37 protein-coding genes are annotated in these 25,609 nt (G+C 41.8%); 4 read left to right on the top strand and 33 right to left on the bottom strand.

From position 1 onward, the window contains the following. Positions 1–91: 91 nt before the first annotated feature. The 3 genes from MJ612_RS13225 to MJ612_RS13215 all read left to right on the top strand — a co-directional run bounded on the left by MJ612_RS13225 (position 92) and on the right by MJ612_RS13215 (position 2,754). Positions 92–985, top strand: a complete 894-nt coding sequence (locus tag MJ612_RS13225) for a class I SAM-dependent methyltransferase (protein ID WP_187031438.1) — start codon at positions 92–94, stop codon at positions 983–985. Between the two features lie 137 nt (positions 986–1,122). Beyond that, a complete protein-coding gene (locus MJ612_RS13220) occupies positions 1,123–1,662 on the top strand; it encodes a hypothetical protein (RefSeq protein ID WP_187031440.1) in 540 nt (179 codons plus the stop codon). A gap of 150 nt (positions 1,663–1,812) precedes the next feature. After that, a complete protein-coding gene (locus tag MJ612_RS13215; protein WP_187031442.1) occupies positions 1,813–2,754 on the top strand; it encodes a Ppx/GppA phosphatase family protein in 942 nt (313 codons plus the stop codon). A gap of 383 nt (positions 2,755–3,137) precedes the next feature. On the opposite strand, the gene MJ612_RS13210 is transcribed toward MJ612_RS13215, so the two are convergent. Further along, the gene (locus tag MJ612_RS13210) at positions 3,138–5,522 is read right to left on the bottom strand and encodes a hypothetical protein (protein ID WP_250419182.1); all 2,385 of its coding nucleotides are present in this window, start codon (positions 5,520–5,522) and stop codon (positions 3,138–3,140) included. Positions 5,523–5,727: 205 nt separating this feature from the next. On the opposite strand from MJ612_RS13210, the gene MJ612_RS13205 reads away from it, so the two are divergent. Beyond that, on the top strand, positions 5,728–6,795 hold the full coding sequence (locus tag MJ612_RS13205; RefSeq protein ID WP_187031444.1) for an Ldh family oxidoreductase: 1,068 nt from the start codon (positions 5,728–5,730) through the stop codon (positions 6,793–6,795). Positions 6,796–6,937: 142 nt separating this feature from the next. Here MJ612_RS13205 and hscA read toward each other — a convergent pair whose 3' ends face one another. The 32 genes from hscA to rplD all read right to left on the bottom strand — a co-directional run bounded on the left by hscA (position 6,938) and on the right by rplD (position 25,608). Then, complete coding sequence (gene hscA / locus MJ612_RS13200; RefSeq protein WP_187031446.1) at positions 6,938–8,800, bottom strand: Fe-S protein assembly chaperone HscA; 1,863 nt, start codon at positions 8,798–8,800, stop codon at positions 6,938–6,940. Positions 8,801–9,014: 214 nt separating this feature from the next. After that, a complete protein-coding gene (locus tag MJ612_RS13195) occupies positions 9,015–9,314 on the bottom strand; it encodes an FtsB family cell division protein (RefSeq protein WP_187031448.1) in 300 nt (99 codons plus the stop codon). Positions 9,315–9,404: 90 nt separating this feature from the next. Next, positions 9,405–10,682 carry a phosphopyruvate hydratase gene (eno, locus tag MJ612_RS13190; RefSeq protein WP_187031450.1) on the bottom strand — a complete coding sequence of 426 codons (1,278 nt, stop codon included), beginning with the start codon at positions 10,680–10,682 and terminating at the stop codon, positions 9,405–9,407. Between the two features lie 14 nt (positions 10,683–10,696). Further along, a complete protein-coding gene (gene carA, locus MJ612_RS13185) occupies positions 10,697–11,818 on the bottom strand; it encodes a glutamine-hydrolyzing carbamoyl-phosphate synthase small subunit (RefSeq protein ID WP_187031452.1) in 1,122 nt (373 codons plus the stop codon). Between the two features lie 74 nt (positions 11,819–11,892). Further along, positions 11,893–12,405, bottom strand: a complete 513-nt coding sequence (gene rplQ / locus MJ612_RS13180) for a 50S ribosomal protein L17 (RefSeq protein WP_187031454.1) — start codon at positions 12,403–12,405, stop codon at positions 11,893–11,895. Positions 12,406–12,473: 68 nt separating this feature from the next. Beyond that, the gene (locus MJ612_RS13175) at positions 12,474–13,463 is read right to left on the bottom strand and encodes a DNA-directed RNA polymerase subunit alpha (RefSeq protein WP_187031456.1); all 990 of its coding nucleotides are present in this window, start codon (positions 13,461–13,463) and stop codon (positions 12,474–12,476) included. Positions 13,464–13,500: 37 nt separating this feature from the next. Continuing rightward, positions 13,501–14,106: a 30S ribosomal protein S4 gene (rpsD, locus tag MJ612_RS13170; RefSeq protein WP_162346231.1), complete on the bottom strand. Its 606-nt coding sequence runs from the start codon at positions 14,104–14,106 to the stop codon at positions 13,501–13,503. Between the two features lie 22 nt (positions 14,107–14,128). Continuing rightward, entirely contained in the window at positions 14,129–14,521 is a 393-nt protein-coding gene (gene rpsK / locus MJ612_RS13165; RefSeq protein WP_137759957.1) for a 30S ribosomal protein S11, read from the bottom strand. A 10-nt stretch (positions 14,522–14,531) separates the two neighbouring features. Next, positions 14,532–14,909 (bottom strand): 30S ribosomal protein S13, encoded by a 378-nt coding sequence (gene rpsM, locus MJ612_RS13160; protein WP_187031458.1) that lies wholly within the window; start codon positions 14,907–14,909, stop codon positions 14,532–14,534. A gap of 10 nt (positions 14,910–14,919) precedes the next feature. After that, on the bottom strand, positions 14,920–15,036 hold the full coding sequence (gene rpmJ, locus MJ612_RS13155; RefSeq protein ID WP_007654264.1) for a 50S ribosomal protein L36: 117 nt from the start codon (positions 15,034–15,036) through the stop codon (positions 14,920–14,922). A 5-nt stretch (positions 15,037–15,041) separates the two neighbouring features. Beyond that, the gene (infA, locus tag MJ612_RS13150) at positions 15,042–15,260 is read right to left on the bottom strand and encodes a translation initiation factor IF-1 (RefSeq protein ID WP_159585173.1); all 219 of its coding nucleotides are present in this window, start codon (positions 15,258–15,260) and stop codon (positions 15,042–15,044) included. Then, the gene (gene map / locus MJ612_RS13145; protein ID WP_187031460.1) at positions 15,261–16,034 is read right to left on the bottom strand and encodes a type I methionyl aminopeptidase; all 774 of its coding nucleotides are present in this window, start codon (positions 16,032–16,034) and stop codon (positions 15,261–15,263) included. 3 nt (positions 16,035–16,037) lie between these two features. Next, positions 16,038–17,354 (bottom strand): preprotein translocase subunit SecY, encoded by a 1,317-nt coding sequence (gene secY / locus MJ612_RS13140; RefSeq protein ID WP_187031462.1) that lies wholly within the window; start codon positions 17,352–17,354, stop codon positions 16,038–16,040. Positions 17,355–17,359: 5 nt separating this feature from the next. After that, complete coding sequence (gene rplO, locus MJ612_RS13135; protein WP_187031464.1) at positions 17,360–17,806, bottom strand: 50S ribosomal protein L15; 447 nt, start codon at positions 17,804–17,806, stop codon at positions 17,360–17,362. Between the two features lies 1 nt (position 17,807). Continuing rightward, positions 17,808–17,987: a 50S ribosomal protein L30 gene (gene rpmD, locus MJ612_RS13130; RefSeq protein ID WP_187031466.1), complete on the bottom strand. Its 180-nt coding sequence runs from the start codon at positions 17,985–17,987 to the stop codon at positions 17,808–17,810. Positions 17,988–17,991: 4 nt separating this feature from the next. After that, positions 17,992–18,510, bottom strand: coding sequence for a 30S ribosomal protein S5 (gene rpsE, locus MJ612_RS13125; RefSeq protein ID WP_162346224.1), 519 nt, complete (start codon positions 18,508–18,510; stop codon positions 17,992–17,994). A gap of 6 nt (positions 18,511–18,516) precedes the next feature. Continuing rightward, a complete protein-coding gene (gene rplR, locus MJ612_RS13120) occupies positions 18,517–18,867 on the bottom strand; it encodes a 50S ribosomal protein L18 (protein WP_187031468.1) in 351 nt (116 codons plus the stop codon). An 8-nt stretch (positions 18,868–18,875) separates the two neighbouring features. After that, positions 18,876–19,430 carry a 50S ribosomal protein L6 gene (rplF, locus tag MJ612_RS13115; protein ID WP_187031470.1) on the bottom strand — a complete coding sequence of 185 codons (555 nt, stop codon included), beginning with the start codon at positions 19,428–19,430 and terminating at the stop codon, positions 18,876–18,878. 15 nt (positions 19,431–19,445) lie between these two features. Continuing rightward, the gene (gene rpsH, locus MJ612_RS13110; protein WP_187031472.1) at positions 19,446–19,844 is read right to left on the bottom strand and encodes a 30S ribosomal protein S8; all 399 of its coding nucleotides are present in this window, start codon (positions 19,842–19,844) and stop codon (positions 19,446–19,448) included. An 88-nt stretch (positions 19,845–19,932) separates the two neighbouring features. Further along, positions 19,933–20,202, bottom strand: a complete 270-nt coding sequence (gene rpsN / locus MJ612_RS13105; RefSeq protein WP_187031474.1) for a 30S ribosomal protein S14 — start codon at positions 20,200–20,202, stop codon at positions 19,933–19,935. Positions 20,203–20,207: 5 nt separating this feature from the next. Next, a complete protein-coding gene (gene rplE, locus MJ612_RS13100) occupies positions 20,208–20,762 on the bottom strand; it encodes a 50S ribosomal protein L5 (RefSeq protein WP_187031477.1) in 555 nt (184 codons plus the stop codon). Between the two features lies 1 nt (position 20,763). Then, positions 20,764–21,087 carry a 50S ribosomal protein L24 gene (rplX, locus tag MJ612_RS13095; protein ID WP_187031479.1) on the bottom strand — a complete coding sequence of 108 codons (324 nt, stop codon included), beginning with the start codon at positions 21,085–21,087 and terminating at the stop codon, positions 20,764–20,766. Between the two features lie 19 nt (positions 21,088–21,106). Continuing rightward, the gene (gene rplN, locus MJ612_RS13090; protein ID WP_018476849.1) at positions 21,107–21,475 is read right to left on the bottom strand and encodes a 50S ribosomal protein L14; all 369 of its coding nucleotides are present in this window, start codon (positions 21,473–21,475) and stop codon (positions 21,107–21,109) included. 1 nt (position 21,476) lies between these two features. Continuing rightward, complete coding sequence (gene rpsQ / locus MJ612_RS13085) at positions 21,477–21,734, bottom strand: 30S ribosomal protein S17 (RefSeq protein WP_187031481.1); 258 nt, start codon at positions 21,732–21,734, stop codon at positions 21,477–21,479. 12 nt (positions 21,735–21,746) lie between these two features. Beyond that, positions 21,747–21,947: a 50S ribosomal protein L29 gene (rpmC, locus tag MJ612_RS13080; protein WP_163912472.1), complete on the bottom strand. Its 201-nt coding sequence runs from the start codon at positions 21,945–21,947 to the stop codon at positions 21,747–21,749. 4 nt (positions 21,948–21,951) lie between these two features. Further along, entirely contained in the window at positions 21,952–22,374 is a 423-nt protein-coding gene (rplP, locus tag MJ612_RS13075; RefSeq protein ID WP_187031483.1) for a 50S ribosomal protein L16, read from the bottom strand. 30 nt (positions 22,375–22,404) lie between these two features. Then, positions 22,405–23,175 carry a 30S ribosomal protein S3 gene (gene rpsC / locus MJ612_RS13070; RefSeq protein WP_187031485.1) on the bottom strand — a complete coding sequence of 257 codons (771 nt, stop codon included), beginning with the start codon at positions 23,173–23,175 and terminating at the stop codon, positions 22,405–22,407. Between the two features lie 4 nt (positions 23,176–23,179). Beyond that, on the bottom strand, positions 23,180–23,572 hold the full coding sequence (gene rplV / locus MJ612_RS13065) for a 50S ribosomal protein L22 (RefSeq protein ID WP_187031487.1): 393 nt from the start codon (positions 23,570–23,572) through the stop codon (positions 23,180–23,182). A 2-nt stretch (positions 23,573–23,574) separates the two neighbouring features. Next, complete coding sequence (rpsS, locus tag MJ612_RS13060; RefSeq protein WP_187031489.1) at positions 23,575–23,853, bottom strand: 30S ribosomal protein S19; 279 nt, start codon at positions 23,851–23,853, stop codon at positions 23,575–23,577. A 3-nt stretch (positions 23,854–23,856) separates the two neighbouring features. Continuing rightward, a complete protein-coding gene (gene rplB, locus MJ612_RS13055) occupies positions 23,857–24,681 on the bottom strand; it encodes a 50S ribosomal protein L2 (protein WP_187031491.1) in 825 nt (274 codons plus the stop codon). 10 nt (positions 24,682–24,691) lie between these two features. Beyond that, a complete protein-coding gene (gene rplW, locus MJ612_RS13050; protein WP_187031493.1) occupies positions 24,692–24,979 on the bottom strand; it encodes a 50S ribosomal protein L23 in 288 nt (95 codons plus the stop codon). Then, complete coding sequence (gene rplD / locus MJ612_RS13045; protein WP_187031495.1) at positions 24,979–25,608, bottom strand: 50S ribosomal protein L4; 630 nt, start codon at positions 25,606–25,608, stop codon at positions 24,979–24,981. Before rplD ends, rplW begins: the two co-directional genes overlap by 1 nt. Between the last annotated feature and the right edge of the window lies 1 nt (position 25,609).

Below are 25,609 nucleotides of genomic sequence, written 5' to 3'. Positions count from 1 at the left end.
AACAGCAGGTTCGTGCACTTTTTAAGGTGTGGCATATAATGCGTAATTTTACTCCCTTATAGGCACTGCGCCTGAAATAAACGACAAAGATATGTATTCCTTTCTTACAACAGAAAACTGGGCCGATTACGAATTAGTGGATAGTGGCAATTTTGAGAAGCTGGAGCGTTTTGGCCAGTATTATGTAGCCCGACCTGAGCCTCAGGCCATCTGGGACAAGCACCTGCCCGAGCAGGAATGGCAGCGTATGGCCAATGCCGTGTTTACCCGCGACAAAGGCAGCCAGGAAAAAGGCCAGTGGAAACTGAAGAAAGGAATGCCGGAGCAGTGGTTCATCAACTATAAGTATAACGACCTGAAGCTGCGTTTCCGGTTGGGGTTATCATCGTTTAAGCACGTGGGCTTGTTTCCGGAGCAGGACGCTAACTGGAAGTTTATTTACGATACTACCCGCAAACTTAAAACGCCACAGCCAAAAGTACTGAACATGTTTGCCTACACTGGTGCTGCCACATTGGCCGCCAAAGCTGCCGGCGCCGACGTAACCCACCTCGACTCGATAAAGCAGGTTAACTTCTGGGCCCGCGACAACATGGAAGCCAGCAACCTGGACAACGTGCGCTGGATCGTGGAAGACGCCATGAAGTACGCCCGCCGAGAAGTAAAACGTGGCAACAAGTATAATGGCATCATCCTGGACCCACCAAGCTACGGCCGCGGCCCGAACGGCGAAAAATGGCAACTGGAAGACGAGCTGAACGAAATGATAAAGCTTTGCCGCGAAATGCTGGACGGCACCGATTATTTCCTGCTGATAAACCTGTACTCGATGGGCTTCTCGGCGATGGTACTCGACAACCTGATGCGCGGCACGTTTGGTGACATGGTGAAGAACGAAGAGCTCGGCGAACTATACTTGCTGGATGGTGGTGACAGAAAACTGCCGTTGGGTACTTTCTTCAGGTTTACTTCGGTGGGGAGGTAGAATAACTTCTTTTTAAAGTAAAACTCCACATCTTTGGTATATTTATATTTTTCTATATATGAAATTTTGGAAAATTTAATTATACTTCTTTCTCAAAAGCTGTTTTGAATAATAGAAAACTAACTTAATTCACAATTATGATTAAATTTTACTCTTTTCTCTTTGCTGCATTACTGCTGTTTACTATTAGCGCTAATGCTCAGTTATATCCTGCCTCACTTGAATTCTTCAATGGAGAAATCAAGCAAGGTTATATTGAGATGCCAACTCCAACTAGTAAGAAAATTGAATACAGTACTTCACCTGATGGTCCTGTAATTAAGATAAAAACCGAACTTGTGAGTGCCATTACAGTTAAAAAAGGTGAAGCATTAATAGAAATAGACAATATTCAAACATATGGGACAAACTATAGCTTATTGATGGCAAAACTGGTGAAAGGGAAAGTTAATGTATATGCTTTTGAACGTACAGGACAGCTTGCCGGACTCGTAATATATCATGTAAAGAGAGCAAATGAGGAAAAGGCCACCAGATTTAGATCTCTTAAATACAAAGAAGACATGATTAAATATTTCGAAGATGACCCCGTATTAGTAAAATATATCCAAGAAAACAGTGCAATGACTGTAGCTACGGAATTATTGGATATAGTCCGCACTTACAATTCAAGATAAAGTTGATATCTTAACAGTCTCCAACTTCTTTTTAGCCTTCAAGACTACATAAGTTTTTTTACTTTAAAAGTTTTGGAGGCTTCCTTTTTCATAACAATTCAATAATCACTTAAGCAACAGTTTCGTTGTCTAATATTAATATTCCAAACAATGACCAACCGCCTTGCACTAATAGATATGGGTACGAATACATTTCACTTGCTGGTAACGGAAGTGAATGAGCAGGGGCAGTTGCGCGACCTGTATAAAACCAAAGTACCGGTGCGTTTGGGACAAGGCGGCATCAGCAACGGCAACATTGCACCCGAAGCCTACGAGCGTGCGCTGAAAACGCTGCGCGACTTCCGAAAGGTGATTGATGAGCATGGCGCTGAAACGGTTAGGGCCATGGCTACCAGCATGGTGCGCAACGCAGCCAACGGCGACGATTTTGTGAAGGACATTTACAAGCAAACCGACATACAGGTAGAAGTAATAGACGGAGCCCGCGAAGCCGAACTCATCTACTACGGCGTGCGCTTTGCCGGTGTGCTGGACGAGCAGACAGCCCTAATCATGGACATTGGCGGTGGCAGCGTGGAGTTTATACTTTGCAACAACCAGGAAATCTTCTGGAAACGCAGCTTCGAGATCGGAGCCCAGCGCCTGATGGACCAGTTCTTTACCGCAGACCCGATGCCAACTGAAAGTATAGCCGCCGAAAAAACTTACCTGGCCGAAAAACTACAACCCCTCACCGAAGCTGTAACTCAGTACAAACCAACTATACTCGTAGGCTCTTCCGGCACTTTCGATACGCTTTGTGATATTGATGCACTAAGCAAAGGCGACACATCACGCCAGCAAACTATACCGCCGGCATCAACTATAAGCATTGCAGATTATTATGCTATACACGAAGAGCTACTTCGCAAAACCCACGATGAGCGTTTAGCCATACCCGGCATGCTGGAAATGCGTGTGGATATGATCGTGCTGGCAAGTATAGCTGTAGACTTTGTACTGGAGAAGTATAACCTGCAGGAGATTCGTGTATCGTCGTATGCTTTGAAAGAAGGCGTTTTGCAGCAGATGCTGGAAGGCAATTTATAGTTTCAGCTAGCGCGAGTCTCCGGACTCAACTGGTCTGAAAGGACAGATACGGCTAAAGCTTTGGGTATAGTGGTCCAACCACCCCCAACCCCTCCTTGTCTAAGGAGGGGAGCTTTTTCGGCTACTACTTATTTTGTCATTTCGACCAGCGGGAGAAATCTGGGTTCTATAGTTGGATTTTTAACACCCCTATGAGCTTCGCTTGCAAGTTTCGAACTCCCGTTCTCACTAGTCCTCAAGGGAACACTTCTTTTATTGCTATAGTTGAAAGTATAGCTTTGTTCAGGTAAGTATAAACTTCAACTAAAAGCTAAATTAGATTTCTCGTTACACTAGAAATGACATTCATAAAAAAAGGCAGGTTATACACCTGCCTTTTCCCTTTATCCTTTTGCTAAACGTTTTCTTTCCTTCTCATAAGCCTTCTTCAGCTTTTCCAGATCGCGGTTATTGTTGGTATGTTTCATGGCTAAAGCTTCTACATCTTCTTTTAAGCCTAACTGCACGTCCTGCGATGCTAGTTGCTTGCCCAGTTGCTCCTGCACTTTCTTGGTCTTACGGTTTTTGTAATCCTTCTGTAAAAGTATAGTTAACAGATTAATAGCAACTTCTTCTTCACCCTGGCTGGCATAGTATTGTACTACTTCGGCAGTGAATGGCAGCTTTGTTGTTTCTTTAGCATAGTTGTATAAGGAAATGTAATCCAGTCCGAAGCGGTTTACTTCGTAGGCTTTGTAATGCTTTTCAGCCTGGTTGTAAGTTTGCAAAGCTTCGGTGTAGCGGCTGCTGGCAACAAAGCGGTTTATATCTTCGAGCATCTGCTGGTAACGAACTGCCGGAAGTATAGCTTCACGTCCGTCTTTAGCAGTAAAGTCCGCTAACTGGCAAACAGTGTTATCGCCGGCAACTTTAAGCGCAGCAGTATACGCTTTATCGGCAGCTAAGAATTGCTTGTTACGCGCCAGTTCTTTTGCTTGCTGCAGGTGGTCATCGTAAGCGTTTTGTGCATTCTGGCATTCCTGTGTTACAATGCGGTCACGGAGCAGGTTATACTTGCCAACCACTTCTTTATCCTGAGCCAGCCCATAACGCCCCTGCATGGCAATTGCTTTAGAAGCCAGCGCGCGGGCATCGGTTAACTGGTTATTCATGGCTTGCTGGTAACCGGTCTGCAATTCAGCCAGCAAAACAGGCTTGGCAGCTTTCTGCACAAGTGTACCAAGTTCATTCACCTTTTTAAAAGTATACTTTTCCTGCAGGTCCAGTGCAGCATCGAACTGACTGAGGGCTGCACTATAGTTCTTGCTGTTCAGGTAGCTTTTGCCTTTATCAATATGCTCTACATAATAGGTATACTTTACCTGGTTCTGTAGCTCAATGGCTTCGGTTGGCTGCGGCAATACATCGCGGTAATCACTCTGGAAGCGTAGGGCTTCTTCAGCTAATTTATCGGCCTGTGCTATATTATTACGACTAAACTCGCGCTTACCTTCTGCTACTATGTTATGATACATACCGGTTGCAGCACGACCTTCACCTTCGCGCAAAGCTGGCATGTTGCAACCTAATCCACCAACTTTATCGCATAGTTCGCGGGCAGTGCCAAAGGCCTGAAGCGCAGCGTTATAGTCTCTGTTGTTAACCAAACTATGGCCACGGTTGATATGTGAGGTATAGATATCATGTGCCAGTACCTGCGCCATCTGGCGGGTTTCAGGGTCAATGCGCATGCCAGTCAACACATCCAGGGTGCGGGCGGTAGCTTCGTTCAGGTAACCATTCACAAAATCAAGGCGGGCAAGCTGCAGGTGCGACGGCGCAAACTTCGGGTTAACTTCCAGCGACTTTATAAAATAGCTCTGTGCTACGTTACCCTGACCAGAGGTTACAAGGCTCATTCCTTTGTTAAAGAACTGCAGATCCATGGTGCTCAGGGCGTAATCTACAGCACGGCGGCGTTCCTTCATCAGGCGGTTCAGGTCGGCCATTTTCTGAGTCAGGTGCTGCGGGTCGTACTGGCGCAGGTTCAGTTTATCTTTATAGTTCTCATCCTTAATGCGCTCATACATATCTTCCATCTGCTCCAGGTTGCGGTCGTGCAGACTAATACGGTCCACATCTTCCGGCTGAATACGGTTGATATCCTGTAAGGCACGACTTATAGTTGCTTCGGCAGTATAATAATTCTGTACCAGCTCCTGGTGTCTTTTAAAGCGGTTTACACTTTCCGAAGTATAGATCAGCTCTTTCGGCTCTACCACCAAACTATAGTTCTGGTTAGCTGTCGTAGTATCAGGCATCGTTACATCCAGAACTACCACACCTTCTTTATTAAAAGAGATATTGGTCAGGTTAAAGGCGTTCAATTCTTTCTTCTTGCCATCCAGCAGCTTAACCTCCGCATTCAGTTTTTCAGGCAGCAACACATCCTCCACACCAAAGCCTTTGTAGGTAACATCGCTCTCAACCCCGATTTTGCTGAGCTTTACTGTTAACTGCAGCGCATTTCCTGTATCGGCAATACGGGCCTGCTGCTCCATTTTAACTGTAAATTGCGGAGTACGCGCAGGTCGCCCGCCCCGCTTACCTACATCGCCTTCACGCAACAGGTTAAGTATGGTATTAATGTGCTGTTGGCTGGAGTTACCCGTAGTGCTATACTTTATGAGGTAAGCTTCCGGGGTTGTTTCATCAAAAACAAGTTGGGTTTGTGCCTGCACTGCCAGGGTAACCAGCAACATAAATGCAGAAAGTATAGCTCGTATCATAGTAAAAATATAAATAGCCTAAGTTGCCGAAGACAAAATCTGTTCCACAATCTTTAGCAGGCTCTAAAGTATAGAAAAAAATACATATTTACAGCGATTTACAGAACTATAGCTTTTGATAAGGCAAGTATAAAGCGGGTATTAATGAAGGGTTTAGTAACAGAATTTATTAATTTGCCGCCCTTAATACCGCAATTCAGAATACATGTATATTTACCGACACTTATTTGATTTTACCCAGGAAATATTCTTAGCTATTGGCTGTCCACCCAAAGATGCCAAGTTAGCCGCCGAAGTTTTACTGGAAGCCGACCTGCGTGGAGTAGACTCTCATGGCGTAGCACGACTGAGCGGCTATGTGCGCCTCTGGGAAGCCGGAAGAATTAACTCAACTCCCAACATGCGCATTGTGCACGAAACACCGAGCACGGCAACTGTGGATGGTGATGGTGGTTTGGGATTGGTGATTGCCCCCAAAGCCATGGATATTGCCATTGAGAAAGCTGAGAAAGTTGGTACAGGATGGGTTTCGGTGCGTAACTCTAACCACTTCGGTATTGCGGGTTACCATGCCATGGAAGCGTTGAGTTCGGATATGATCGGGATGGCCATGACCAATGCCAGCCCTTTGGTTGCCCCAACCCACTCGGTAGAGCGTATGCTAGGTACCAATCCGATTGCTGTAGCCGTACCAACTAAAAAACAGCCACCGTTCGTAGCCGATTTTGCCACAGCTTCGGCGGCTAACGGTAAACTGGAGATACTGCAGCGTAAAAACAAAAAAGCCCCGGTTGGCTGGATCCAAACTGCCGAAGGCGATGATACCGATAATGCCAACGAACTGAAAGATGGAGGAGCCCTGCTCCCGCTTGGCAGCGACCTAACACATGGTAGCCACAAAGGTTATGCGCTGGCAGCTATAGTTGATATTTTCTCGGCTGTACTTTCAGGTGCTAACTATGGCCCGTGGGTTCCGCCGTTTGTTAGTTTCTTAAATCCGCCTGCCGATCCGGTTGGGAAAGGGATCGGCCACTTTTTAGGGGCAATGCGAATAGATGCCTTCCGTCCGGCTGACGAGTTTAAAGAGCATATGGACCGCTGGATAGAAACTTTCAGAGCAGCCAAAACCAAAAAAGGCGAAAAAGCTGTACTCATCCCCGGCGACCCAGAACGCGAAATGACTGACATTCGCCTAAAAGAAGGTATCCCTTTACTAGACCCTGTGGCTGAAGACCTGGAGAAATTAGGTAAGAAGTTCGGGATCAAATTCTAAACACTACTTATAAACTATAAAAAAGGCCGGGAGTTTATACTTCCCGGCCTTTTTTATTGATTCCTGCTACTGGGCCAGAGGACCAACTATAGTTAGTCACGAGCGTGAACGCTCGCGCCATTGCTATAGTTATACTTTATACTTACTCTATCTTTTTACCTGCCATGGCTTGTTTGATGGAAATCTGCATCACGCGCTCCGCAAAAGGGCTTGTCTGTTCTTCCAAGATATCTACGGCTTTCAGTATAGCATCTTTATCTCCTGTTGGCAGTACGTTTTTCAGGTTCTGCACATTGGTTTTGGTTAGCTCAATTTCTTCAGTTGTCAGGTGCTCGCTGTTTTTCTCCACAAAGCGCTCAACCTGGTAGATCATCTGCTCAGCAGTAGTGCGGGCTTCAATCACCATTCGGGTTGCCACGTCTTCGCGGGCGTGGGTAATCGAATCCATCAGCATCTGCTCTACCTGCTGGTCTGTTAAACCATACTGTGGCTTTACCTCTACTTCCTGGCGTACACCCGAACGTAGCTCAATAGCTTCCACTTTCAGAATACCATCGGCGTTAAGTATAAAGTTCACATCTACTTTCGGGAAGCCAGCCGGCATAGCGGGTATACCTTTCAGATCGAACTCTGCCAGTTTTCGGTTCTCTTTCACTAAATCTCGTTCGCCCTGGTACACTGAGATCTTCATGTTCACCTGCCCGTCTACCGACGTGGTGTACTGGCGCCCTGCTTTGGTTGGTATCTTAGAGTTTCTTGGAATGATAGAGTCCATCAAGCCACCCATAGTTTCTATACCTAAGGTTAGCGGCGTTACATCCAGCAGCAGAATGTCTTTGCGGTTACCGGCTAAAATATCAGCCTGGATGGCAGCACCAAGGGCCACAACTTCATCCGGGTTTAGCGAGTTGTTAGCTGGCTTACCGAAGAACTCTGAAACAGCATCATATACCATCGGCACGCGCGTAGAGCCACCAACCATAATCACGGCATCAATCTGCTCGGGCTGTAGTTTGGCGTCGCTCATGGCCTGGCGGCAGCTTTCAATGGTTCTGGCAACTATAGGCGCGATCAGCGTTTCAAAAGTATGGCGCTCCAGGTGGCAGTCTATCGTTCCATTCAAGGTTCCGGTGTAAACTGGCTGAGAGCTGAGGGTTCTCTTGGCCTCTTCGGCACGTAGGCGTAGTTCCTGCTGCAGGTTCTTGTTCTCGTTTATAGTATCGGCCAGCAACTGGTTTTCCTGAATCCAGTGGTTGATGATAGCGCGGTCAAAGTCATCGCCACCTAGGTAGGTATCGCCGTTGGTAGAAAGCACTTCAAAAATGCCCTGATGGATGCTCAATATTGAGATATCAAACGTACCGCCACCCAGATCGTAAACGGCTACTGTTTTCTCTTCGTTAGGGTCAATGCCGATACCATAAGCCAGCGCCGCAGCAGTTGGCTCGTTAACTATTCGCAGTACTTCCAGGCCAGCCAGCTTACCGGCATCACGCGTAGCCTGGCGCTGCGAGTCGTTAAAATAAGCTGGTACAGTAATTACAGCACGGTTTACAGGTGTTTTAAGAGAATGTTCAGCGCGGGTACGCAATTCTTTCAGTATCTCCGCCGACAGCTCGATAGGTGAATAGAACTTATCTCCTACTCTGATCTTTACCAGCCCTTCGCTGTCATCATCAATTATCTTGTAACCAAAATAATCTTTGTGCTCCCCAACATCTTTATAAGACTTGCCCAGTAGGCGCTTAACAGAGTAAATGGTATTAGCCGGGTCGGTGGTCAGGTAGTCTTTTGCTTCAGTTCCAACTATTGTTTCGCCGGTTTGAGTAAAATGCACCACCGACGGCACAATGGTTCCGCGGCCCTGGTCATTTATCGCTATTGGTTTTTTATCTTCAGGATGGATGTAGGCTACTAAACTATTTGTAGTACCCAGATCTATACCTACTATAACTTCTTCCTGCTGAATGGAGCCAGTAGAAAGATTTATTGCAACTTTTGCCATAGTATCTATACTTAGGTGAGGCCGCCACTTTATAGTTGCAGCTCAATGGCGCAAAGTTACGAATTATTTAGGCAGGTATTAAGGGATAAGTTGAATTGGAAGCAGACGAGCGAAAGTTGGCAAGAGCTATACTTCACTATTGATAAAAAAAGCTGCCCCAAAGAACAGCTTAAGATTATGCCTTAACTCGAGACTCAGTACTCGCAACTATAGCCTACTCCTCTTCCTTCGGCACAATAATAAATACGTCCTCATTCGGGCGCTTCATCAGGTATTTTTCGCGGGCATATTTCTCCAGCAGATCGGGGTTACCCATCAGGGCTTTACGGTCCTTTACCACTTCGTCCATTTTCTGCACGTAATCTTCTCGCACATCTTCCAGGTCGCTGAGCTGCTTGCTCATCTGGTATTGGGTAATAAAATCATTGGCATCGAAAAAGAGCATCCATACCACAAACAGGGCTGTTGTGATAAAATAAAAGCTGCGGAAGAATTTTGGAATGCGCTTGATCATAGGAAACTTGGTATCGGTACTTACACAAAAATAAGGCTGTGGATCATATAACCCACAGCCTTAGCCATAAATATTTTCTGATATTAGATTTTAGAACTTACGTCCCGGATAATAAGCAATTTCACCAAGCTCCTCCTCAATACGAAGCAGCTGGTTATACTTAGCCATACGGTCAGAGCGCGATGCCGAACCAGTCTTGATCTGGCCTGTGTTTAGGGCCACTGCTAGGTCAGCAATTGTGTTATCCTCTGTCTCGCCGGAACGGTGGCTCATCACGCTCTTATAACCATGGCGTAAGCCTAAGTTAATAGCGTTTATAGTTTCCGTAAGCGTACCAATCTGGTTTACTTTAATCAGGATAGAGTTAGCTACACCCTGGTCTATACCTTGCTGCAGGCGCTTCACATTTGTTACAAACAGGTCATCGCCTACCAGCTGTACATTCTTACCAATTTTCTCAGTAAGCTCTTTCCAGCCAGCCCAGTCATCCTCTGCCATACCATCTTCAATCGAGATGATCGGATACTTCTCTGTCCACTCTTTCCAGTAGCTTACCATGTCAGAAGACGTCAGCTTATCACCAGTAGATTTCTTGAAAGTATAAAGACCTGTTGAGGCATCGTAGAATTCAGAACTGGCAGCATCCATAGCAATCATCATGTCGTCGCCTGGCTTGTAACCAGCTGCTTCAATTGCCTGAAGTACCACTTCAATAGCTTCCACGTTAGACGCGATGTTCGGTGCAAAACCACCTTCATCACCTACGTTTGTAGAAAGACCTTTTTTCTTCAGTACATTCTTCAGGTGGTGGAATACTTCAGAGCCCATACGCAATGCTTCAGAGAACGAAGGAGCACCAACCGGCATGATCATAAATTCCTGGAAGTCGATCGCATTATCAGCATGGCTACCACCATTCAGGATGTTCATCATTGGTACCGGCAATGTATTGGCATTAACACCACCAACATAGCGGTAAAGTGGCATGTTCAGCTCTTGGGCAGCAGCACGGGCAATTGCCAGCGATACGCCAAGTATAGCATTAGCACCTAGGTTGCCTTTGTTATCAGAACCATCCAGCTCAATCATGATCTTATCCAGCAGGTTCTGATCGAACACCGGAAAGCCAACCAGTTCTTCAGCAATTTTACCATTAACGTTTTCAACTGCCTGCAGCACACCTTTACCCATGTACTTGCTCTTGTCTCCATCACGAAGCTCAACAGCTTCATGTATACCTGTAGAAGCACCGGACGGTACAGCAGCGCGACCCATAATGCCGTTTTCAGTTATAACATCTACCTCAACAGTAGGATTGCCTCTCGAATCGAAGATCTGTCTGGCTTTAATATCTGTGATTAAGCTCATTGGTTTGTTTTAATCTATAGTTTTACTTGGTTTTTACTCTTTTCTAAAAGCGCCACAAAGTCATCAAACAGATATTCTGAGTCATGTGGCCCCGGCGATGACTCCGGGTGATACTGCACTGAGAATGCCGGTTTGTTCTTCATGCGCATACCTTCAATAGTATTATCATTCAGGTTGATATGCGTAACCTCTACTTCCGGATGATTCCTTACCTGCTCAGCATCCACTACAAAGCCATGATTCTGACTTGTGATCTCACTTCTGCCTGTGATCAGGTTTTTAACCGGGTGGTTTAAGCCTCGGTGGCCATTGTGCATTTTATAAGTAGCAATGCCATTAGCCTGCGCCAGTATCTGGTGTCCCATGCAAATGCCAAACATCGGCTTCTCTTTTTCGAGTATCTGCTTCACACTATTTACAGCATCTCTGGTTGCAGCAGGATCCCCAGGCCCGTTAGAGATAAAATAGCCATCAGGGTTCCACTTCTCCATCTCCTCAAAAGGCGTATTATACGGAAACACTTTAACCTCACATCCGCGCTGCATAAAATTGTGAAGGCTGTTACGTTTAACACCAAGGTCAAGAACAGCCACTCTATACTTCACTTCTTCTGGTTTCAGGTCATACGTCTGTGGTGTACTTACTCTTGATGATAGTTCAAGTCCAGCCATCGAAGGTACTTCAGCAAGTCTCTTACGTAGCTCTTCAATATCCGTTATCTCTGAAGACACAATAGCATTCATGGCACCTTTGTCACGGATATGACGCACAAGTGCTCTGGTATCGATCTCACAAATTCCTACTATACCAGCCTTCTCAAAATATTCTTGCAGTGAGCCTTCTGCTGTTTTCCTGGAATAATGATGAGAGAAATCTTTACAAACCAGTGCACTTATTTGTACTCTGTCAGACTCTACTTCTTCATGCTGCACACCGTAATTACCAACATGTGATACAGTATTAACTACTACCTGCCCGTAATAAGATGGATCAGTGAATATTTCCTGATATCCAGTCATACCGGTATTAAAGCATAGCTCTCCACCGGATGTACCAATTCTACCCAGGCTCTTTCCTTTATAAATTGTACCATCCTCCAATAGAAGGATAGCTTCTGTAGCGGTATGTTTTTTCATTTCTTGGTTTTTACAAAAATAAAAAAGGGACACGACTTACGTCATGTCCCTTTAAAATATTTCAAAGAATACGCTTATTCAGCATCTTTTGAATCTTCTGCAGTTGCATCAGTTTCAGCTGCTTTAGGAGCCTCAGCAGCACCTTCAGCTTTCTTCTTAGCACCACCAGCACCACGACGACGAGTTTTCTTCGCGCCAGCTGCTGCACCAGTAGTTGCAAGCATATCCTCGTTGTAGTCTACAAGTTCGATAACACACATTTCTGCGTTATCCCCTAAACGAAGACCAGTCTTAAGAATACGAGTATAACCACCAGGTCTGTTGGCAATCTTTGCAGATACTTCATCAAAAAGCTCTTTAACAGCTTCCTTCTCCTGAAGGTAAGCAAATACAGTTCTTCTTGAGTGGGTAGTATCGTTTTTAGATTTTGTAAGAAGTGGCTCAACATACTTACGAAGAGCTTTAGCCTTAGCTACTGTAGTAGAAAGACGCTTGTGCAGGATAAGGGAAGCAGCCATGTTTGACAGCATCGCCTTACGGTGAGCAGCAGTTCTTCCTAAGTGATTAATTTTTTTACCGTGTCTCATTATTTTGAATTGTGCACGGGCATACCGTCGATCAACCTACGCGGGATCGGGAATTATGCCGTAAGTTATTATTCTTCTTCTAATTTATATTTTGAAAGGTCCATACCAAAGGTTAAACCTTTCTCCTGTACTAAGTTCTCTAACTCAGTCAACGATTTCTTACCGAAGTTACGGAACTTCATCATGTCAGAAATATCCAACTGTACCAGGTCACCAAGAGTTTTGATGTCCGCAGCTTTTAAGCAGTTGTAAGCTCTAACAGATAAATCCATATCCTGAAGTGGAGTCTTCAGAACTTTGCGCATATGCAGTAGTTCTTCATCAACAACCTCTTCTTCTTCTGGCTTAGCCGTTTCAAAAGTCATTGTGTTGTCAGAGAAAAGCATAAAGTGCTGTATAAGAATATTAGCAGCGCCTTTTAGAGCTTCTTCTGGGTGTATAGATCCGTCTGTTTGTATTTCAAGCAGAAGTTTTTCGTAGTCAGTCTTTTGCTCTACACGTGTGTTTTCAACACTAAACTTCACATTCTTTATTGGTGTAAAGATAGAGTCTATAGAAATAAGACCGAATACTTGATCAGCAGCTTTGTTCTCTTCAGCAGGAACATAACCACGGCCTTTCTGAATTGTTAATTCAACTTCTAAAGAAAGGTTTTTATCAAGATTGCAGATCACCAACTCAGGGTTCAGAACTTCAAAGCTTGAAGTGAACTTGCTGATATCACCGGCATAGAACGTATCTGTACCGCTGATTGTAACAGTGATCTTATCATCAATAACTTCGCTGATTTTCTTAAAGCGAACCATTTTAAGGTTCAGGATGATATCTGATACATCCTGTACCACACCTTCAACTGATGAGAACTCGTGCAGTACACCAGGCATGCGAACGCTAGTAATTGCATATCCTTCTAATGAAGAAAGCAAAATTCTTCGCAAAGCATTACCGATGGTTACACCGTAACCTTTTTCAAGCGGCTTGAATTCAAATAAACCATGAAAGTCGTCGGCTTTTTCCATTACAACTTTCTCTGGCATCTGAAATGCTAATATTGACATACTTGCAGTGTTAAAGGTTAAAAATTGATTATGCTGCTTACTTAGAGTAAAGTTCAACGATTAACTGCTCCTGGATCTTCTCAGGAATCAGGTCACGCTGAGGCGCAGAGATAAACTTACCAGCCATTTCAGTTGCATCCCACTCTAACCAGCTAAACTGTCTTGCATTACGTACAGATAAGCTTGTAGTAATCGCTTCAAGAGATTTCGACTTCTCTCTAACAGCTATAACATCACCAACTTTTAAGCTATAAGAAGGTATATTTACAATACCACCATTTACAGTTATGTGCTTGTGTAATACAAGCTGACGCGCTGCTCTACGAGTTGGAGCAATACCTAAACGGTAAACTGTGTTATCTAATCTTGACTCAAGAAGGATCAAAAGGTTTTCACCAGTGATACCTCCTTTTCTGTGAGCCTTATCAAATAAGTTAGCAAATTGCTTTTCTAATACACCATAGATGTATTTAGCTTTCTGCTTCTCAGCAAGCTGAACTGCGTATTCAGACTGCTTTTTACGACGGCCACGGCCGTGCATCCCTGGAGGATATGCTTTCTTTTTTAATGCTTTGCTTGGGCCGAAAATCTCTTCATTGAATTTTCTCGAGATTTTGCTTTTTGGACCAGTATATCTTGCCATTTTATTTAATCTACTTTAAAAATTAAACTCTTCTGCGTTTAGGAGGACGACATCCGTTGTGAGGTAATGGAGTAACGTCTTTGATAGTTGTTACTTCGATACCTGAATTCTGTACAGTACGGATGGCGGACTCTCTACCTGCACCAGGGCCTTTTACAAAAACTTCAGCTTTACGCATACCTAGGTCATAAGCAACCTTAGCGCAATCTGAAGCTGCCATTTGTGCAGCGTAAGGAGTGTTCTTTTTAGAACCTTTAAAACCCATTTTACCAGCAGAAGCCCAAGATATTACTTGACCTGCATTGTTGGTTACTGAGATAATAATATTGTTGAAAGAAGCCTTGATGTGTACCTGGCCAGTTGCTTCAACAACTACTACACGCTTCTTAGCTTTATCTTTTCTTTTCTGAGCCATGATCAATTAATTATTTAGAAGCTTTCTTCTTGTTTGCAACTGTCTTACGCTTACCTTTTCTCGTGCGCGAGTTATTTTTTGTGCGCTGTCCACGAACTGGCAGACCTTTACGGTGTCTTAAACCACGGTAGCAACCGATGTCAAGAAGACGCTTAATATGCAACTGAACTTCAGATCTAAGAACACCTTCAGTCTTATGCTCAGAGGCAATAATATTTCTGATCTCATTGGACTCATCTTCAGTCCAGTCTTTCACCTTTTTGTCAAGATCCACCCCGGCCTTAGATAAAATAGATTTAGAAAGATTACGACCTATACCGAAGATATAAGTTAATGCGATCTCACCTCTTTTGTTATCCGGAATATCTACTCCTGCTATTCTAGCCATACTTATTTAATTATCCTTGTCTTTGTTTATATCTTGGATTCTTTTTGTTGATAACATAAAGCTTCCCCTTACGGCGGATAACTTTACACTCAGCACTTCTCTTTTTTACTGATGCTTTAACTTTCATTGTATTTATTTATATCGATAAACAATCCGACCTTTTGTTAAATCATAAGGAGACATCTCTAATTTAACCTTATCACCTGGTAAGATTTTTATATAATTCATTCTCATCTTACCAGAGATGTGAGCAATTAATTGATGCCCATTTTCAAGTTCTACACGAAACATAGCATTTGATAATGCTTCCACAATTGTCCCGTCCTGTTCTATAGATGACTGCTTGGCCATTTATAAGTTTTTAGCTTTTTCTATATAATCAAAAGTAGTTAATACTTCTGCTTTTCCTTTTCTTATTACTACCGTATGCTCAAAATGGGCAGAAGGCTTTTTATCTCTTGTTCTTATAGTCCAACCATCATCTTCCTGAACAACATTTTTTGTTCCAAGATTAATCATCGGTTCTATAGCTAGAACTAATCCTTCCTGTAGTTTTATTCCTTGGCCTCTTTTACCATAGTTAGGCACTTCTGGTGCTTCATGTAAATTCCGGCCTATTCCATGCCCTACCAACTCTCTAACTACACTAAAGCCGTTTGCTTCAGCATGCTGTTGTATAGTGTTACTGACATCTCCAAGTCGATTACCAACAACAGCTTTTTCAATCCCTTTATTTAAGCTTTCCTTAGTTACTTCTAAAAGCTTATTAACTTCTTCAGTAACTTTCCCTATCGGGTGTGTATAAGCTGAATCACTATGAAAACCTTTGTAAAAGACACCGCAATCTACAGATATTATATCGCCTTCTTTTAGCTGATATTTCCCTGGAAATCCATGAACAACAACAGCATTAGGGGAAATACATAAACTATAAGGAAATCCATTATAGTTCAAGAACGAAGGTTGAGCACCGTGATCTTTGATAAATTCTTCAGCTCTTTTATCAAGCTCAGCAGTTGTGATACCTTCTTTTATAAGCGAAGCTATTTCGCCATGGGCTTTGCCTAATATCAAAGCACCCTGGCGAATTAGCTCAATTTCTTCTTCAGTTTTATAGAATATCATTTATTAAGATACCATGGCTATATTCTCTGTTCTTCCTCTTAGCTTACCTGATTTCATCATGCCATCATAATGACGCATTAATAGGTAACTTTCAATTTGCTGCAGAGTATCCAGTACAACACCGACCATGATGATCAAAGATGTACCTCCAAAGAACTGAGAGAATTCCCTTGTGATTCCTAACAACATTGCAATTGCAGGGAAGATTGCCACAAGAGCAAGGAAAATAGCTCCTGGTAATGTAATTCGAGTTAATATAGCATCGATATATTCTGAAGTAGCTCTGCCTGGCTTTACACCAGGTATAAATCCTCCACTTCTTTTTAAATCATCTGCTATTCTGTTAGGATCTACACTGATTGCAGTATAGAAATAAGTGAATACTAATATCAACAGACCAAACACCAGGTTATACTGCCATGAAGTAAAGTCTGAGAAAGTAGATCCAATATAATTCGCTGTTTCACTTGTATCAGCCCATAAACCTGCAATCATAGAAGGCAAAAACATTAAGGACTGAGCAAAGATAATAGGCATAACACCAGCAGCATTTACCTTTAATGGTATAAACTGGCGTTGACCACTATATAGTGAGCTTCCACCTACCTGTTTAGCATATTGAACTGGAATTCTTCTTACTGCTTGTGTTAGCATGATTACCGCCATCACAACAAAGAACAAAGCTACCAATTCAAATAAGAATATTAAGGCTCCATCTAACTGCTTAGAAGCACCTTCTGCAAGTATAGCTCCAGGAAATCTTGAAACTATACCTATCATAATAAGCATAGATATACCATTACCTATACCTTTATCAGTAATCTTTTCACCTAGCCACATACAGAAAATAGTACCCGCGGTAAGTACAATCATGGATGTGATAGTGAACATTGTTTGATTGATAGCTATCGCTTCGCTATTAATTGTAGCAATAAATCCTACAGCCTGGGCTAGCGTGATAACTATAGTAAGAACTCGGGTGATCTGGTTGATTTTCTTTCTACCTGATTCACCCTCCTTCTGCATCTTTTGAAAATAAGGGACAGCAATAGTAAGTAGCTGAAGTACGATTGAAGCTGAAATGTATGGCATGATACCTAACGCGAAGATGGATGCATTACTAAATGCACCACCTAGGAAAGTATCTAATAAACCAAATAGACCAGTAGTATTAGCCTTTAATTGGTTAGGATCAACACCAGGAAGAACAACATAAGAACCCAGTCTAAATATTGCTATAAAACCGATAGTATTGAGTATTCTAACTCGTAGATCATCAATAGCAAATATGTTCTTTATTGTTGTTAAAAACTTCTTCATACAGATTAGATAGCTACTGTTTTACCGCCTGCTTTTTCGATTGTTGAAGTAGCTGATTGAGAAAAAGCATGAGCATGTACTTCTACTGCTTTATTTAACTCACCTCTACCTAATACTTTTACTTTATCGTTCTTAGAAACTAGTCCATGAGCTTTGAAGAATTCAAAGTTAAGAACCGTTTCACCAGTGCTCTCTGCAAGAGACTGAAGAACATCTAAGTTGATACCTTTATACTCAACTCTGTTTATGTTCTTAAAGCCATACTTAGGAACACGTCTTTGAAGTGGCATTTGACCACCTTCAAATCCTGATTTCTGAGAATAACCTGAACGTGACTTAGCACCCTTGTGACCTCTTGTAGAAGTACCACCTCTACCAGATCCGGTACCACGGCCAAGTCTTTTTCTAGACTTAACTGCTCCTTCAGCAGGTTGTAATGAATGTAAATACATTTTATTGTTCTTTTACTTCGATCAAATTCTGAACTTTATTAACCATACCAGCTATCTGTGGAGTATACTCTACAGTTACTGATTTATTGATTTTCCCTAAGCCTAAAGCTTGTATTGTTAGCTTCTGGTTCTTAGGTCTGTCAATAATGCTTTTAACTTGTGTTATAGTTACTTTAGCCATGACATTAACCATTAAATACTTTCTGTAAATTTACACCTCTTTGCTGAGCTACAGCTAACGGATCACGCATTTTTGCAAGTGCATCAAAAGTTGCTTTTACCACGTTATGTGGATTTGAAGATCCTTTTGATTTACAAAGTACGTCTTTTATACCCGCACTTTCAAGTACCGCACGCATTGCACCACCTGCAATTACTCCAGTACCTGCAGCCGCTGGCTTAACAAGTACATAACCTCCAGAGTATTTTCCTTCCATCGGATGTGGAACAGTGTGGTGATACAAAGGAACCTTTACAAGATTCTTCTTTGCATCATCAATACCTTTAGCGATAGCATCAGTTACTTCATTAGCTTTACCTAATCCGTAACCTACAACGCCATTACCGTCACCAACAACAACTATAGCAGCGAAGCTAAATCTTCTACCACCTTTAACTACCTTGGCAACTCTGTTTATAGCTACTACTCTCTCTTTTAACTCGATTTCGCTAGCCTTTACACTACGTATATTGTTCTTCAACATAATATTTTAGAATTTAAGGCCAGCTTCTCTAGCTCCTTCAGCCAATGATTTAACTTTACCATGATAAAGGTAACCTGATCTGTCAAATACTACTTGTGTAATACCTTTCTCCAGGGCCTTAGAAGCTATCTCTTTACCTACTTTAGAAGCAGTTTCAACATTAGCTTTTGCAGCATCATCTAATTTTGCTGAGGAAGCAGCCGCAAGTGTAACACCTGCTACATCATCTATAATCTGTGCATAAATTACACGATTACTTCTGAAAACTGATAATCTAGGTCTTTCTGAGGTACCAGCTATCTTTCTTCTGATGCTTTTCTTAATTCTTGATCTTCTTTGTACTTTGTTAGCAGACATGATGATGATTATTTAGATGCTGTCTTACCAGCTTTTCTTCTTACAACTTCACCAACAAATCGGATACCTTTTCCTTTATAAGGTTCAACCTTACGAAGTGATCTGATCTTTGCAGCAACCTGACCTAAAAGCTGCTTGTCATTGCTCTCTAGAGTAACAACTGGTGCTTTACCTTTTTCAGTCACAGCGTTTGCAGCTATCTCAGCTGGTAGTGCTACGAATATGTTGTGTGAATAACCTAATGAAAGCTCAAGTACCTGACCTTGAATAGATGCTTTATAACCAACACCTACAAGCTCAAGCTGCTCTTTATAACCTTCACTTACTCCAATTACCATGTTATTGATAAGGGATCTGTAAAGACCATGCATTGCTTTATGACGCTTCTGTTCTGTTGGTCTCTCAACGATGATCTGGTTGTCTTCTTTTCTAACGGTGATATCAGCATCAACTAAAGTAGACAAAGAACCCTTTGGACCTTTTACAGTTACAACATTTTTATCGTCAACTGTTACTTCAGTATTGTTTGGCAGGTTGATTGGCAATTTTCCTATACGTGACATTGTCTCTCCTCCTAATTAATAAACATAACACAATACTTCGCCACCTATTTTCTGAGTACGTGCTTCCTTATCAGTCATCACGCCTTTAGAAGTAGAAACGATAGCTACGCCTAAACCATTCAATACACGAGGAAGCTCTTCGCTACCTGCATATTTTCTAAGCCCTGGCTTACTGATTCTTTCTAACTTAACAATCGCAGATTGTTTAGTTGAAGGATTATACTTCAGAGCTATTTTGATGGTACCCTGTACTGCAGAATCTTCAAATTTGTAGCTTTGAATATATCCTTTATCGTACAGTACTTTTGTTATTTCCTTTTTGATTTTGCTAGATGGTATTTCAACTATTCTGTGGTTTGCTTTTATAGCATTACGCACTCGAGTTAAATAATCTGCTATTGGATCTGAGTTCATTATGAATGACTTAAATAATGACGCTTTTTTATAAGCGAGCCGCAAAGATAATTATTTTTCTTTATCTATTCTATAGATATCAGAAAAATTACCAGCTCGACTTTGTAACACCTGGAATTTTACCCGCCAGTGCAAGTTCTCTGAAAGTCACACGTGAGATACCGAATTTTCTCATATAGCCACGTGGACGGCCAGTTAATTTACATCTGTTATGCAATCTGATAGGAGACGCATTTTTAGGCAATTTATCTAAGCCTTCATAATCTCCTTTAGCTTTTAGCTCAGCTCTTTTAGCAGCGAATTTCGCTACCGTTTTCTGTCTTTTAAGCTCTCTAGCTTTTACTGCTTCTCTAGCCATTGCTTTTACTTTTTAATGTTAGTGAAAGGCATACCAAAAGCTTTTAATAGCTCATAACTTTCTTCATCAGTGTTAGCTGTTGTTACGAAAGTGATGTCCATACCACTTATGGATTTAATTTTGTCAATGCTTATCTCTGGGAAAATGATTTGCTCCTTGATACCTAAAGTATAATTACCTCTACCATCGAAGCCTTTATCATTTACACCTCTGAAGTCACGAACACGTGGAAGAGCGATTGTAAGAAGTCTGTCTAGGAACTCATACATCTTCTGTCCTCTAAGTGTCACACGTGCACCAATAGGCATACCTTCACGAAGTTTAAAGTTTGATACAGATTTCTTAGCAATTGTTGCTACAGCTTTCTGACCAGTAATTGTCGTAAGCTCATCTACACCTATATCTACTAACTTTTTATCAGCAACAGCTGCGCCGATACCTCTGTTAATGGAGATCTTTGTGATCTTAGGCACCTGCATTATGTTCTTATACTGGAACTTTTCTTTCAGGGCAGGTACTACCTCTGTCTGATATTTTTCTTTTAATCTTGCAGTTGCCATCTTAGATTACTTCTCCTGTTTTTTTAGAGTAACGCTCAGTTTTACCTTCGCTATTTTTTCTCTTAGCAGTTTTTACTCTTTCACCTGTTTTAGCATCTACTAATGCCACATTACTAGCATGGATAGGAGCTTCAACTTTAGAGATACCACCTTGAGGATTTTTTGCACTAGGCTTCGTATGCTTCGTTACCAGGTTTAATCCTTCTACTACTACTTTATTTTTATCTGTTAAAACAGATGTTATGCGGCCTGTCTTACCGCGCTCATCACCAGCAATTACTTTAACCGTATCGCCAGTCTTAACATGAAGTTTTTTCTTATTCATCTTTACTGAGAATTAGGATTTATAGAACTTCAGGCGCTAGTGAAACGATTTTCATGAATTGTTTTTCACGAAGTTCACGAGCTACTGGACCAAAAATACGCGTACCGCGTGGTTCATTGTTCGCGTTAAGCAGAACAGCTGCGTTATCATCGAAACGAATATAAGAACCATCTTTTCTTCTGATTTCTTTTTTCGTTCTAACAATAACAGCTTTAGAAACTGTTCCCTTTTTAACATTACCAGAAGATAAGGCAGACTTTACAGTTACAACAATACGGTCACCGATAGATGCGTATTTTTTTCCTGTTCCACCAAGGACACGGATGCAAAGAACTTCTTTTGCACCACTATTGTCAGCTACAGTTAATCTTGATTCTTGCTGTATCATCTTACTTAGCTCTTTCTATAATTTCTACTAAACGCCAGTTCTTGTTCTTGCTAAGTGGACGAGTTTCCTGAATACGTACTATATCCCCGATATTGCACTCATTCTTTTCGTCGTGAGCCATGAACTTATTGGACTTACTTACAAACTTCCCGTAAATAGGGTGTTTCATTTTGCTTTCAACAAGCACAGTGATAGATTTGTCCATTTTGTTGCTAACAACCTTACCACTTCTTTCTTTTCTAAGATTTCTCTCTTCCATTGTATTTAAGTATTAAGAGTTAGCTTCAATTTCACGACGACGCAACTCTGTATTCAGACGTGCAATTGTTGCTTTGGTCTCACGAATTTTCATTGGGTTCTCCAATGGCGATATAGCATGAGCAAAACGAAGGTTCTGCATGTTGGTCTTCTCAGTATTAAGCTTCTCTTGTAGTTCCTCTAAAGACAAAGCTTTTATTTCTGAATTTTTCATATTACTACTTCTCAACGTAATCTCTACGTACTACAAACTTTGTTTTAACAGGTAACTTCTGTGCTGCCAGTCTTAATGATTCTTTAGCAACTTCAAGAGATACTCCATCTGATTCGAACATGATAGTACCTGGCTTAACCACGGCTACCCAATACTCAGGGGAACCTTTACCCTTACCCATACGAACCTCTGCAGGCTTCTTCGTAACTGGTTTATCAGGGAATATTCTGATCCATACCTGGCCTTCACGTTTCATTGCTCTTGTCATCGCGATACGAGCTGCTTCTATCTGACGGCTTGTGATCCAAGATGCTTCAAGAGATTTAATTGCAAATGATCCGAATGAAATGGTGCTTCCTCTATGAGCAAGTCCAGTCACACGACCTTTCTGCATTTTTCTATATTTAGTCCTTTTCGGCTGTAACATTTTCTAAAACTTAATAATGTTAACAATCAATTACTGACGACGCTTGTTATCTCTGCGCTTAGGAGCTCCACCGTCCGTTTTCTTACGGTTGCCACCACCTGCACTGCGTCTGTCACCTCCCTGAGAAGATCCAGGTCCTTTGCTTTCTAAACCAGCATTAGGAGTTAGATCTTTCTTTCCATAAACTTCACCTCTGAAGATCCATACTTTAATTCCAAGCTTACCGTAAACTGTTTGCGCTTCAGATAAAGCATAATCGATATCAGCACGAAGAGTATGTAGTGGAGTTCTACCTTCTTTGTAGTGTTCTGTACGTGCCATCTCAGCACCGCCTAAACGACCTGAAACCTGCACCTTGATACCTTCAGCACCCACACGTAAAGCAGAAGCAATTGCCTGCTTCATTGCGCGACGGAAAGAGATACGTGCTTGTAATTGCTGAGCAATAGACTCACCAACTAACTTAGCATCTAACTCAGGACGCTTAATTTCAAAAATGTTTATTTGAACATCTTTGTTAGTAAGCTTCTTTAGTTCTTCCTTAATCTTATCTACTTCCTGCCCACCTTTACCAATAACAACACCCGGACGGGCAGTGTTAATAGTGATGGTGATACGCTTAAGTGTTCTTTCAATTATAATTTTAGAGATACCACCTTTAGGGATACGAGCTAAAACATATTTTCTGATTTTCTCGTCTTCAACAAGTTTATCAGCGAAATCTTTGCCGCCATACCAGTTAGAATCCCAACCTTTGATAACTCCTAGGCGAAAACCGATCGGATTTACTTTCTGTCCCATATTCTTACTTATTGGCTTTTTTAGATTTCTTTGATTTTTGCTCCAGTTGCTCTTCAGTCATGCTATCAATAACCAGAGTAACATGGTTTGATCTCTTTCTGATGCGATATCCACGACCTTGTGGAGCCGGACGAAGACGCTTCAACATCTTACCTTCATCAACAAAGATTGATTTTACATATAGGTTTGCATCTTCAATCTGAGCATCTTCATTTTTTTGCTGCCAGTTAGATAAAGCTGATAACAGAAGTTTTTCTAATCTAGCTGCACCTGAATTTGGCTCAAACTTAAGTATACCTAAAGCTTTTGCTACGCTTTTACCGCGTACCAGGTCTGCCACTAATCTCATTTTGCGAGGAGATGTAGGCACATTATTTAATTTAGCTACTGCTTCCATGGTTATCGCTTACCTTTATCTTTTTTAGCTATGTGACCTCTAAAGTTTCTGGTTGGTGCAAATTCACCAAGCTTGTGACCTACCATGTTTTCAGTAACATAAACAGGTATAAATTTATTACCGTTATGTACAGCAAAGGTATGTCCAACGAAATCTGGAGAAATCATTGATCTGCGCGACCACGTTTTGATAACCGTTTTCTTACCGGTCTCGTTCATCGCTACTACTTTCTTCTCGAGCCTATAGTCAATATAAGGCCCTTTTTTTAATGATCTAGCCATTTATTATTTCTTTCCTCTATTAACTATTAACTTTTCTGAATGCTTGTTTGTGTTTCTGGTCTTCAGACCTTTTGCATATAAGCCTTTACGTGAGCGTGGGTGACCACCTGAAGATTTACCTTCACCACCACCCATTGGGTGATCTACTGGGTTCATCGCAACACCACGTACTCTTGGACGCTTACCTAACCATCTGTTACGACCAGCTTTACCGATCTTAACGTTCATATGGTCAGAGTTTGAAACTGTACCAATTGTTGCGTAGCAATTAACAAGCACCATTCTCAATTCGCCTGAAGGCAATTTGATTGTAGCATATCTTCCTTCACGAGCAACTAGCTGTGCATATGAACCCGCACTTCTTGCCAAGATTGCTCCTTGGCCTGGCTGTAGCTCAATGTTATGGATGATAGTACCTAGAGGAATGTCAGATAATGGAAGGCAATTACCGATTTCTGGAGCATTACCTGGACCAGAAACTATAACTGCACCTACTTGGATACCAGTTGGAGCAATAATATAGCTCTTTTCACCGTCAGCATAATATACCAATGCTATACGAGCTGTACGGTTTGGATCGTACTCTATTGACTTCACAGTAGCAGGAACTCCATGCTTTGTTCTTTTGAAGTCAATCATTCTGAACTTACGCTTATGACCACCGCCCATATAGCGCATAGTCATTTTACCTTGGTTGTTGCGTCCACCAGATTTTTTTAAAGGTGCCAACAAAGATTTCTCAGGAGCTGATGCCGTTACTTCGTCAAAAGCTGGCGCTACTCTGAATCTTTGACCTGGTGTTGTTGGTCTTAACTTTTTTAAAGCCATTTTTGATTAATTATATTCCGCTATAAAAATCGATCATTTCACCTTCTTTCAAGGTTACTATTGCTTTTTTGATCAAAGAAGTACGACCTGTAACAGCACCTGATTTGGTGTATTTGGTCTTTACTTTTCCGATTGATCTCATTGTTGCAACGTTTGTTACCGTTACACCATAAAGCTTTTCTACTGCCTTTTTGATTTCAACTTTATTGGCTTTTTTCTCAACCTCAAAAGCATACTTTCCTACTTCGTTCATGGCAGTATATTTTTCCGTCACAAGCGGTCTTTTAAGTACGTTCATTACTTATTGCTTAAGAGGTTTTCAATAATGTTTACTGACTCTTCAACCAAAACAACTCGCTCTGCATTTAGCAGATCATAAGTATTCAGGTCTGCAGCCGTTGCCACCTTTAATTTAGGTATGTTTCTTCCTGACAATACAATGTTCTGATCAGCAGATGGAATAACAAATAATGTTTTACCTGTTGATTTAATGTTATTAAGTATTGTTAAGAATTCTTTTGTTTTAGGAGCTTCTAATGAGAATGACTCTAATAGGGCTACTTTGTTATCTTTCGCTAAAAGAGAAAGAGCAGATACTCTAGCTACTGCTTTCAGTTTCTTATTTAACTTGAAGCTATAGTTTCTTGGCTTAGGACCGAACACTCTACCTCCTCCAACAAATAGAGGAGACTTTATGCTACCAGCTCTGGCACCACCTGTACCTTTTTGTTTTTTGATCTTTTTGGTAGATCCTGCTACTTCGTTTCTCTCCTTTGATTTGTGAGTTCCTTGTCTTTGATTAGCCAAGTACTGCTTTACGTCAAGATACATTGCATGCTGATTTGGCTCTGCACCAAACACAGCATCAGAAAGAGCGATCTTTCTACCTGTATCTTCACCTTTGATATTCAATACAGAAAGCTCCATT

It is taken from the genome of Pontibacter deserti, from assembly GCF_023630255.1.
GTDB classification, from domain to species: domain Bacteria; phylum Bacteroidota; class Bacteroidia; order Cytophagales; family Hymenobacteraceae; genus Pontibacter; species Pontibacter deserti.
The sequence above is the reverse complement of the archived record's forward strand: the minus strand, read 5'-3'. Positions and strand labels throughout refer to the sequence as shown.

Excerpts from the sequence above, each read along its gene's own strand:
- rpsD (WP_162346231.1), bottom strand. The coding sequence starts at position 14,106 with ATGGCAAGATATACTGGTCCAAAAAGCAAAATCTCGAGAAAATTCAAT.
- rpsC (WP_187031485.1), bottom strand. The coding sequence starts at position 23,175 with ATGGGACAGAAAGTAAATCCGATCGGTTTTCGCCTAGGAGTTATCAAA.
- rpmC (WP_163912472.1), bottom strand. The coding sequence starts at position 21,947 with ATGAAAAATTCAGAAATAAAAGCTTTGTCTTTAGAGGAACTACAAGAG.
- rpsK (WP_137759957.1), bottom strand. The coding sequence starts at position 14,521 with ATGGCTCAGAAAAGAAAAGATAAAGCTAAGAAGCGTGTAGTAGTTGTT.
- MJ612_RS13215 (WP_187031442.1), top strand. The coding sequence starts at position 1,813 with ATGACCAACCGCCTTGCACTAATAGATATGGGTACGAATACATTTCAC.
- rpsH (WP_187031472.1), bottom strand. The coding sequence starts at position 19,844 with ATGAACTCAGATCCAATAGCAGATTATTTAACTCGAGTGCGTAATGCT.
- rplQ (WP_187031454.1), bottom strand. The coding sequence starts at position 12,405 with ATGAGACACGGTAAAAAAATTAATCACTTAGGAAGAACTGCTGCTCAC.
- MJ612_RS13210 (WP_250419182.1), bottom strand. The coding sequence starts at position 5,522 with ATGATACGAGCTATACTTTCTGCATTTATGTTGCTGGTTACCCTGGCA.
- rpmJ (WP_007654264.1), bottom strand. The coding sequence starts at position 15,036 with ATGAAAGTTAAAGCATCAGTAAAAAAGAGAAGTGCTGAGTGTAAAGTT.
- MJ612_RS13220 (WP_187031440.1), top strand. The coding sequence starts at position 1,123 with ATGATTAAATTTTACTCTTTTCTCTTTGCTGCATTACTGCTGTTTACT.
- MJ612_RS13205 (WP_187031444.1), top strand. The coding sequence starts at position 5,728 with ATGTATATTTACCGACACTTATTTGATTTTACCCAGGAAATATTCTTA.
- secY (WP_187031462.1), bottom strand. The coding sequence starts at position 17,354 with ATGAAGAAGTTTTTAACAACAATAAAGAACATATTTGCTATTGATGAT.
- rplB (WP_187031491.1), bottom strand. The coding sequence starts at position 24,681 with ATGGCTTTAAAAAAGTTAAGACCAACAACACCAGGTCAAAGATTCAGA.
- rpsN (WP_187031474.1), bottom strand. The coding sequence starts at position 20,202 with ATGGCTAGAGAAGCAGTAAAAGCTAGAGAGCTTAAAAGACAGAAAACG.
- rplX (WP_187031479.1), bottom strand. The coding sequence starts at position 21,087 with ATGAATAAGAAAAAACTTCATGTTAAGACTGGCGATACGGTTAAAGTA.
- MJ612_RS13225 (WP_187031438.1), top strand. The coding sequence starts at position 92 with ATGTATTCCTTTCTTACAACAGAAAACTGGGCCGATTACGAATTAGTG.
- rplO (WP_187031464.1), bottom strand. The coding sequence starts at position 17,806 with ATGTATTTACATTCATTACAACCTGCTGAAGGAGCAGTTAAGTCTAGA.
- infA (WP_159585173.1), bottom strand. The coding sequence starts at position 15,260 with ATGGCCAAGCAGTCATCTATAGAACAGGACGGGACAATTGTGGAAGCA.
- rpsM (WP_187031458.1), bottom strand. The coding sequence starts at position 14,909 with ATGGCTAGAATAGCAGGAGTAGATATTCCGGATAACAAAAGAGGTGAG.
- rplR (WP_187031468.1), bottom strand. The coding sequence starts at position 18,867 with ATGTCTGCTAACAAAGTACAAAGAAGATCAAGAATTAAGAAAAGCATC.
- rplP (WP_187031483.1), bottom strand. The coding sequence starts at position 22,374 with ATGTTACAGCCGAAAAGGACTAAATATAGAAAAATGCAGAAAGGTCGT.
- rpmD (WP_187031466.1), bottom strand. The coding sequence starts at position 17,987 with ATGGCTAAAGTAACTATAACACAAGTTAAAAGCATTATTGACAGACCT.
- rplD (WP_187031495.1), bottom strand. The coding sequence starts at position 25,608 with ATGGAGCTTTCTGTATTGAATATCAAAGGTGAAGATACAGGTAGAAAG.
- rpsS (WP_187031489.1), bottom strand. The coding sequence starts at position 23,853 with ATGGCTAGATCATTAAAAAAAGGGCCTTATATTGACTATAGGCTCGAG.
- map (WP_187031460.1), bottom strand. The coding sequence starts at position 16,034 with ATGATATTCTATAAAACTGAAGAAGAAATTGAGCTAATTCGCCAGGGT.
- rpsQ (WP_187031481.1), bottom strand. The coding sequence starts at position 21,734 with ATGGAAGAGAGAAATCTTAGAAAAGAAAGAAGTGGTAAGGTTGTTAGC.
- MJ612_RS13195 (WP_187031448.1), bottom strand. The coding sequence starts at position 9,314 with ATGATCAAGCGCATTCCAAAATTCTTCCGCAGCTTTTATTTTATCACA.
- rplE (WP_187031477.1), bottom strand. The coding sequence starts at position 20,762 with ATGGCAACTGCAAGATTAAAAGAAAAATATCAGACAGAGGTAGTACCT.
- rplW (WP_187031493.1), bottom strand. The coding sequence starts at position 24,979 with ATGAACGTACTTAAAAGACCGCTTGTGACGGAAAAATATACTGCCATG.
- rplF (WP_187031470.1), bottom strand. The coding sequence starts at position 19,430 with ATGTCACGTATAGGAAAATTGCCAATCAACCTGCCAAACAATACTGAA.
- carA (WP_187031452.1), bottom strand. The coding sequence starts at position 11,818 with ATGAAAAAACATACCGCTACAGAAGCTATCCTTCTATTGGAGGATGGT.
- MJ612_RS13175 (WP_187031456.1), bottom strand. The coding sequence starts at position 13,463 with ATGTCAATATTAGCATTTCAGATGCCAGAGAAAGTTGTAATGGAAAAA.
- rplN (WP_018476849.1), bottom strand. The coding sequence starts at position 21,475 with ATGATACAGCAAGAATCAAGATTAACTGTAGCTGACAATAGTGGTGCA.
- rpsE (WP_162346224.1), bottom strand. The coding sequence starts at position 18,510 with ATGTTGAAGAACAATATACGTAGTGTAAAGGCTAGCGAAATCGAGTTA.
- hscA (WP_187031446.1), bottom strand. The coding sequence starts at position 8,800 with ATGGCAAAAGTTGCAATAAATCTTTCTACTGGCTCCATTCAGCAGGAA.
- rplV (WP_187031487.1), bottom strand. The coding sequence starts at position 23,572 with ATGGAAGCAGTAGCTAAATTAAATAATGTGCCTACATCTCCTCGCAAA.
- eno (WP_187031450.1), bottom strand. The coding sequence starts at position 10,682 with ATGAGCTTAATCACAGATATTAAAGCCAGACAGATCTTCGATTCGAGA.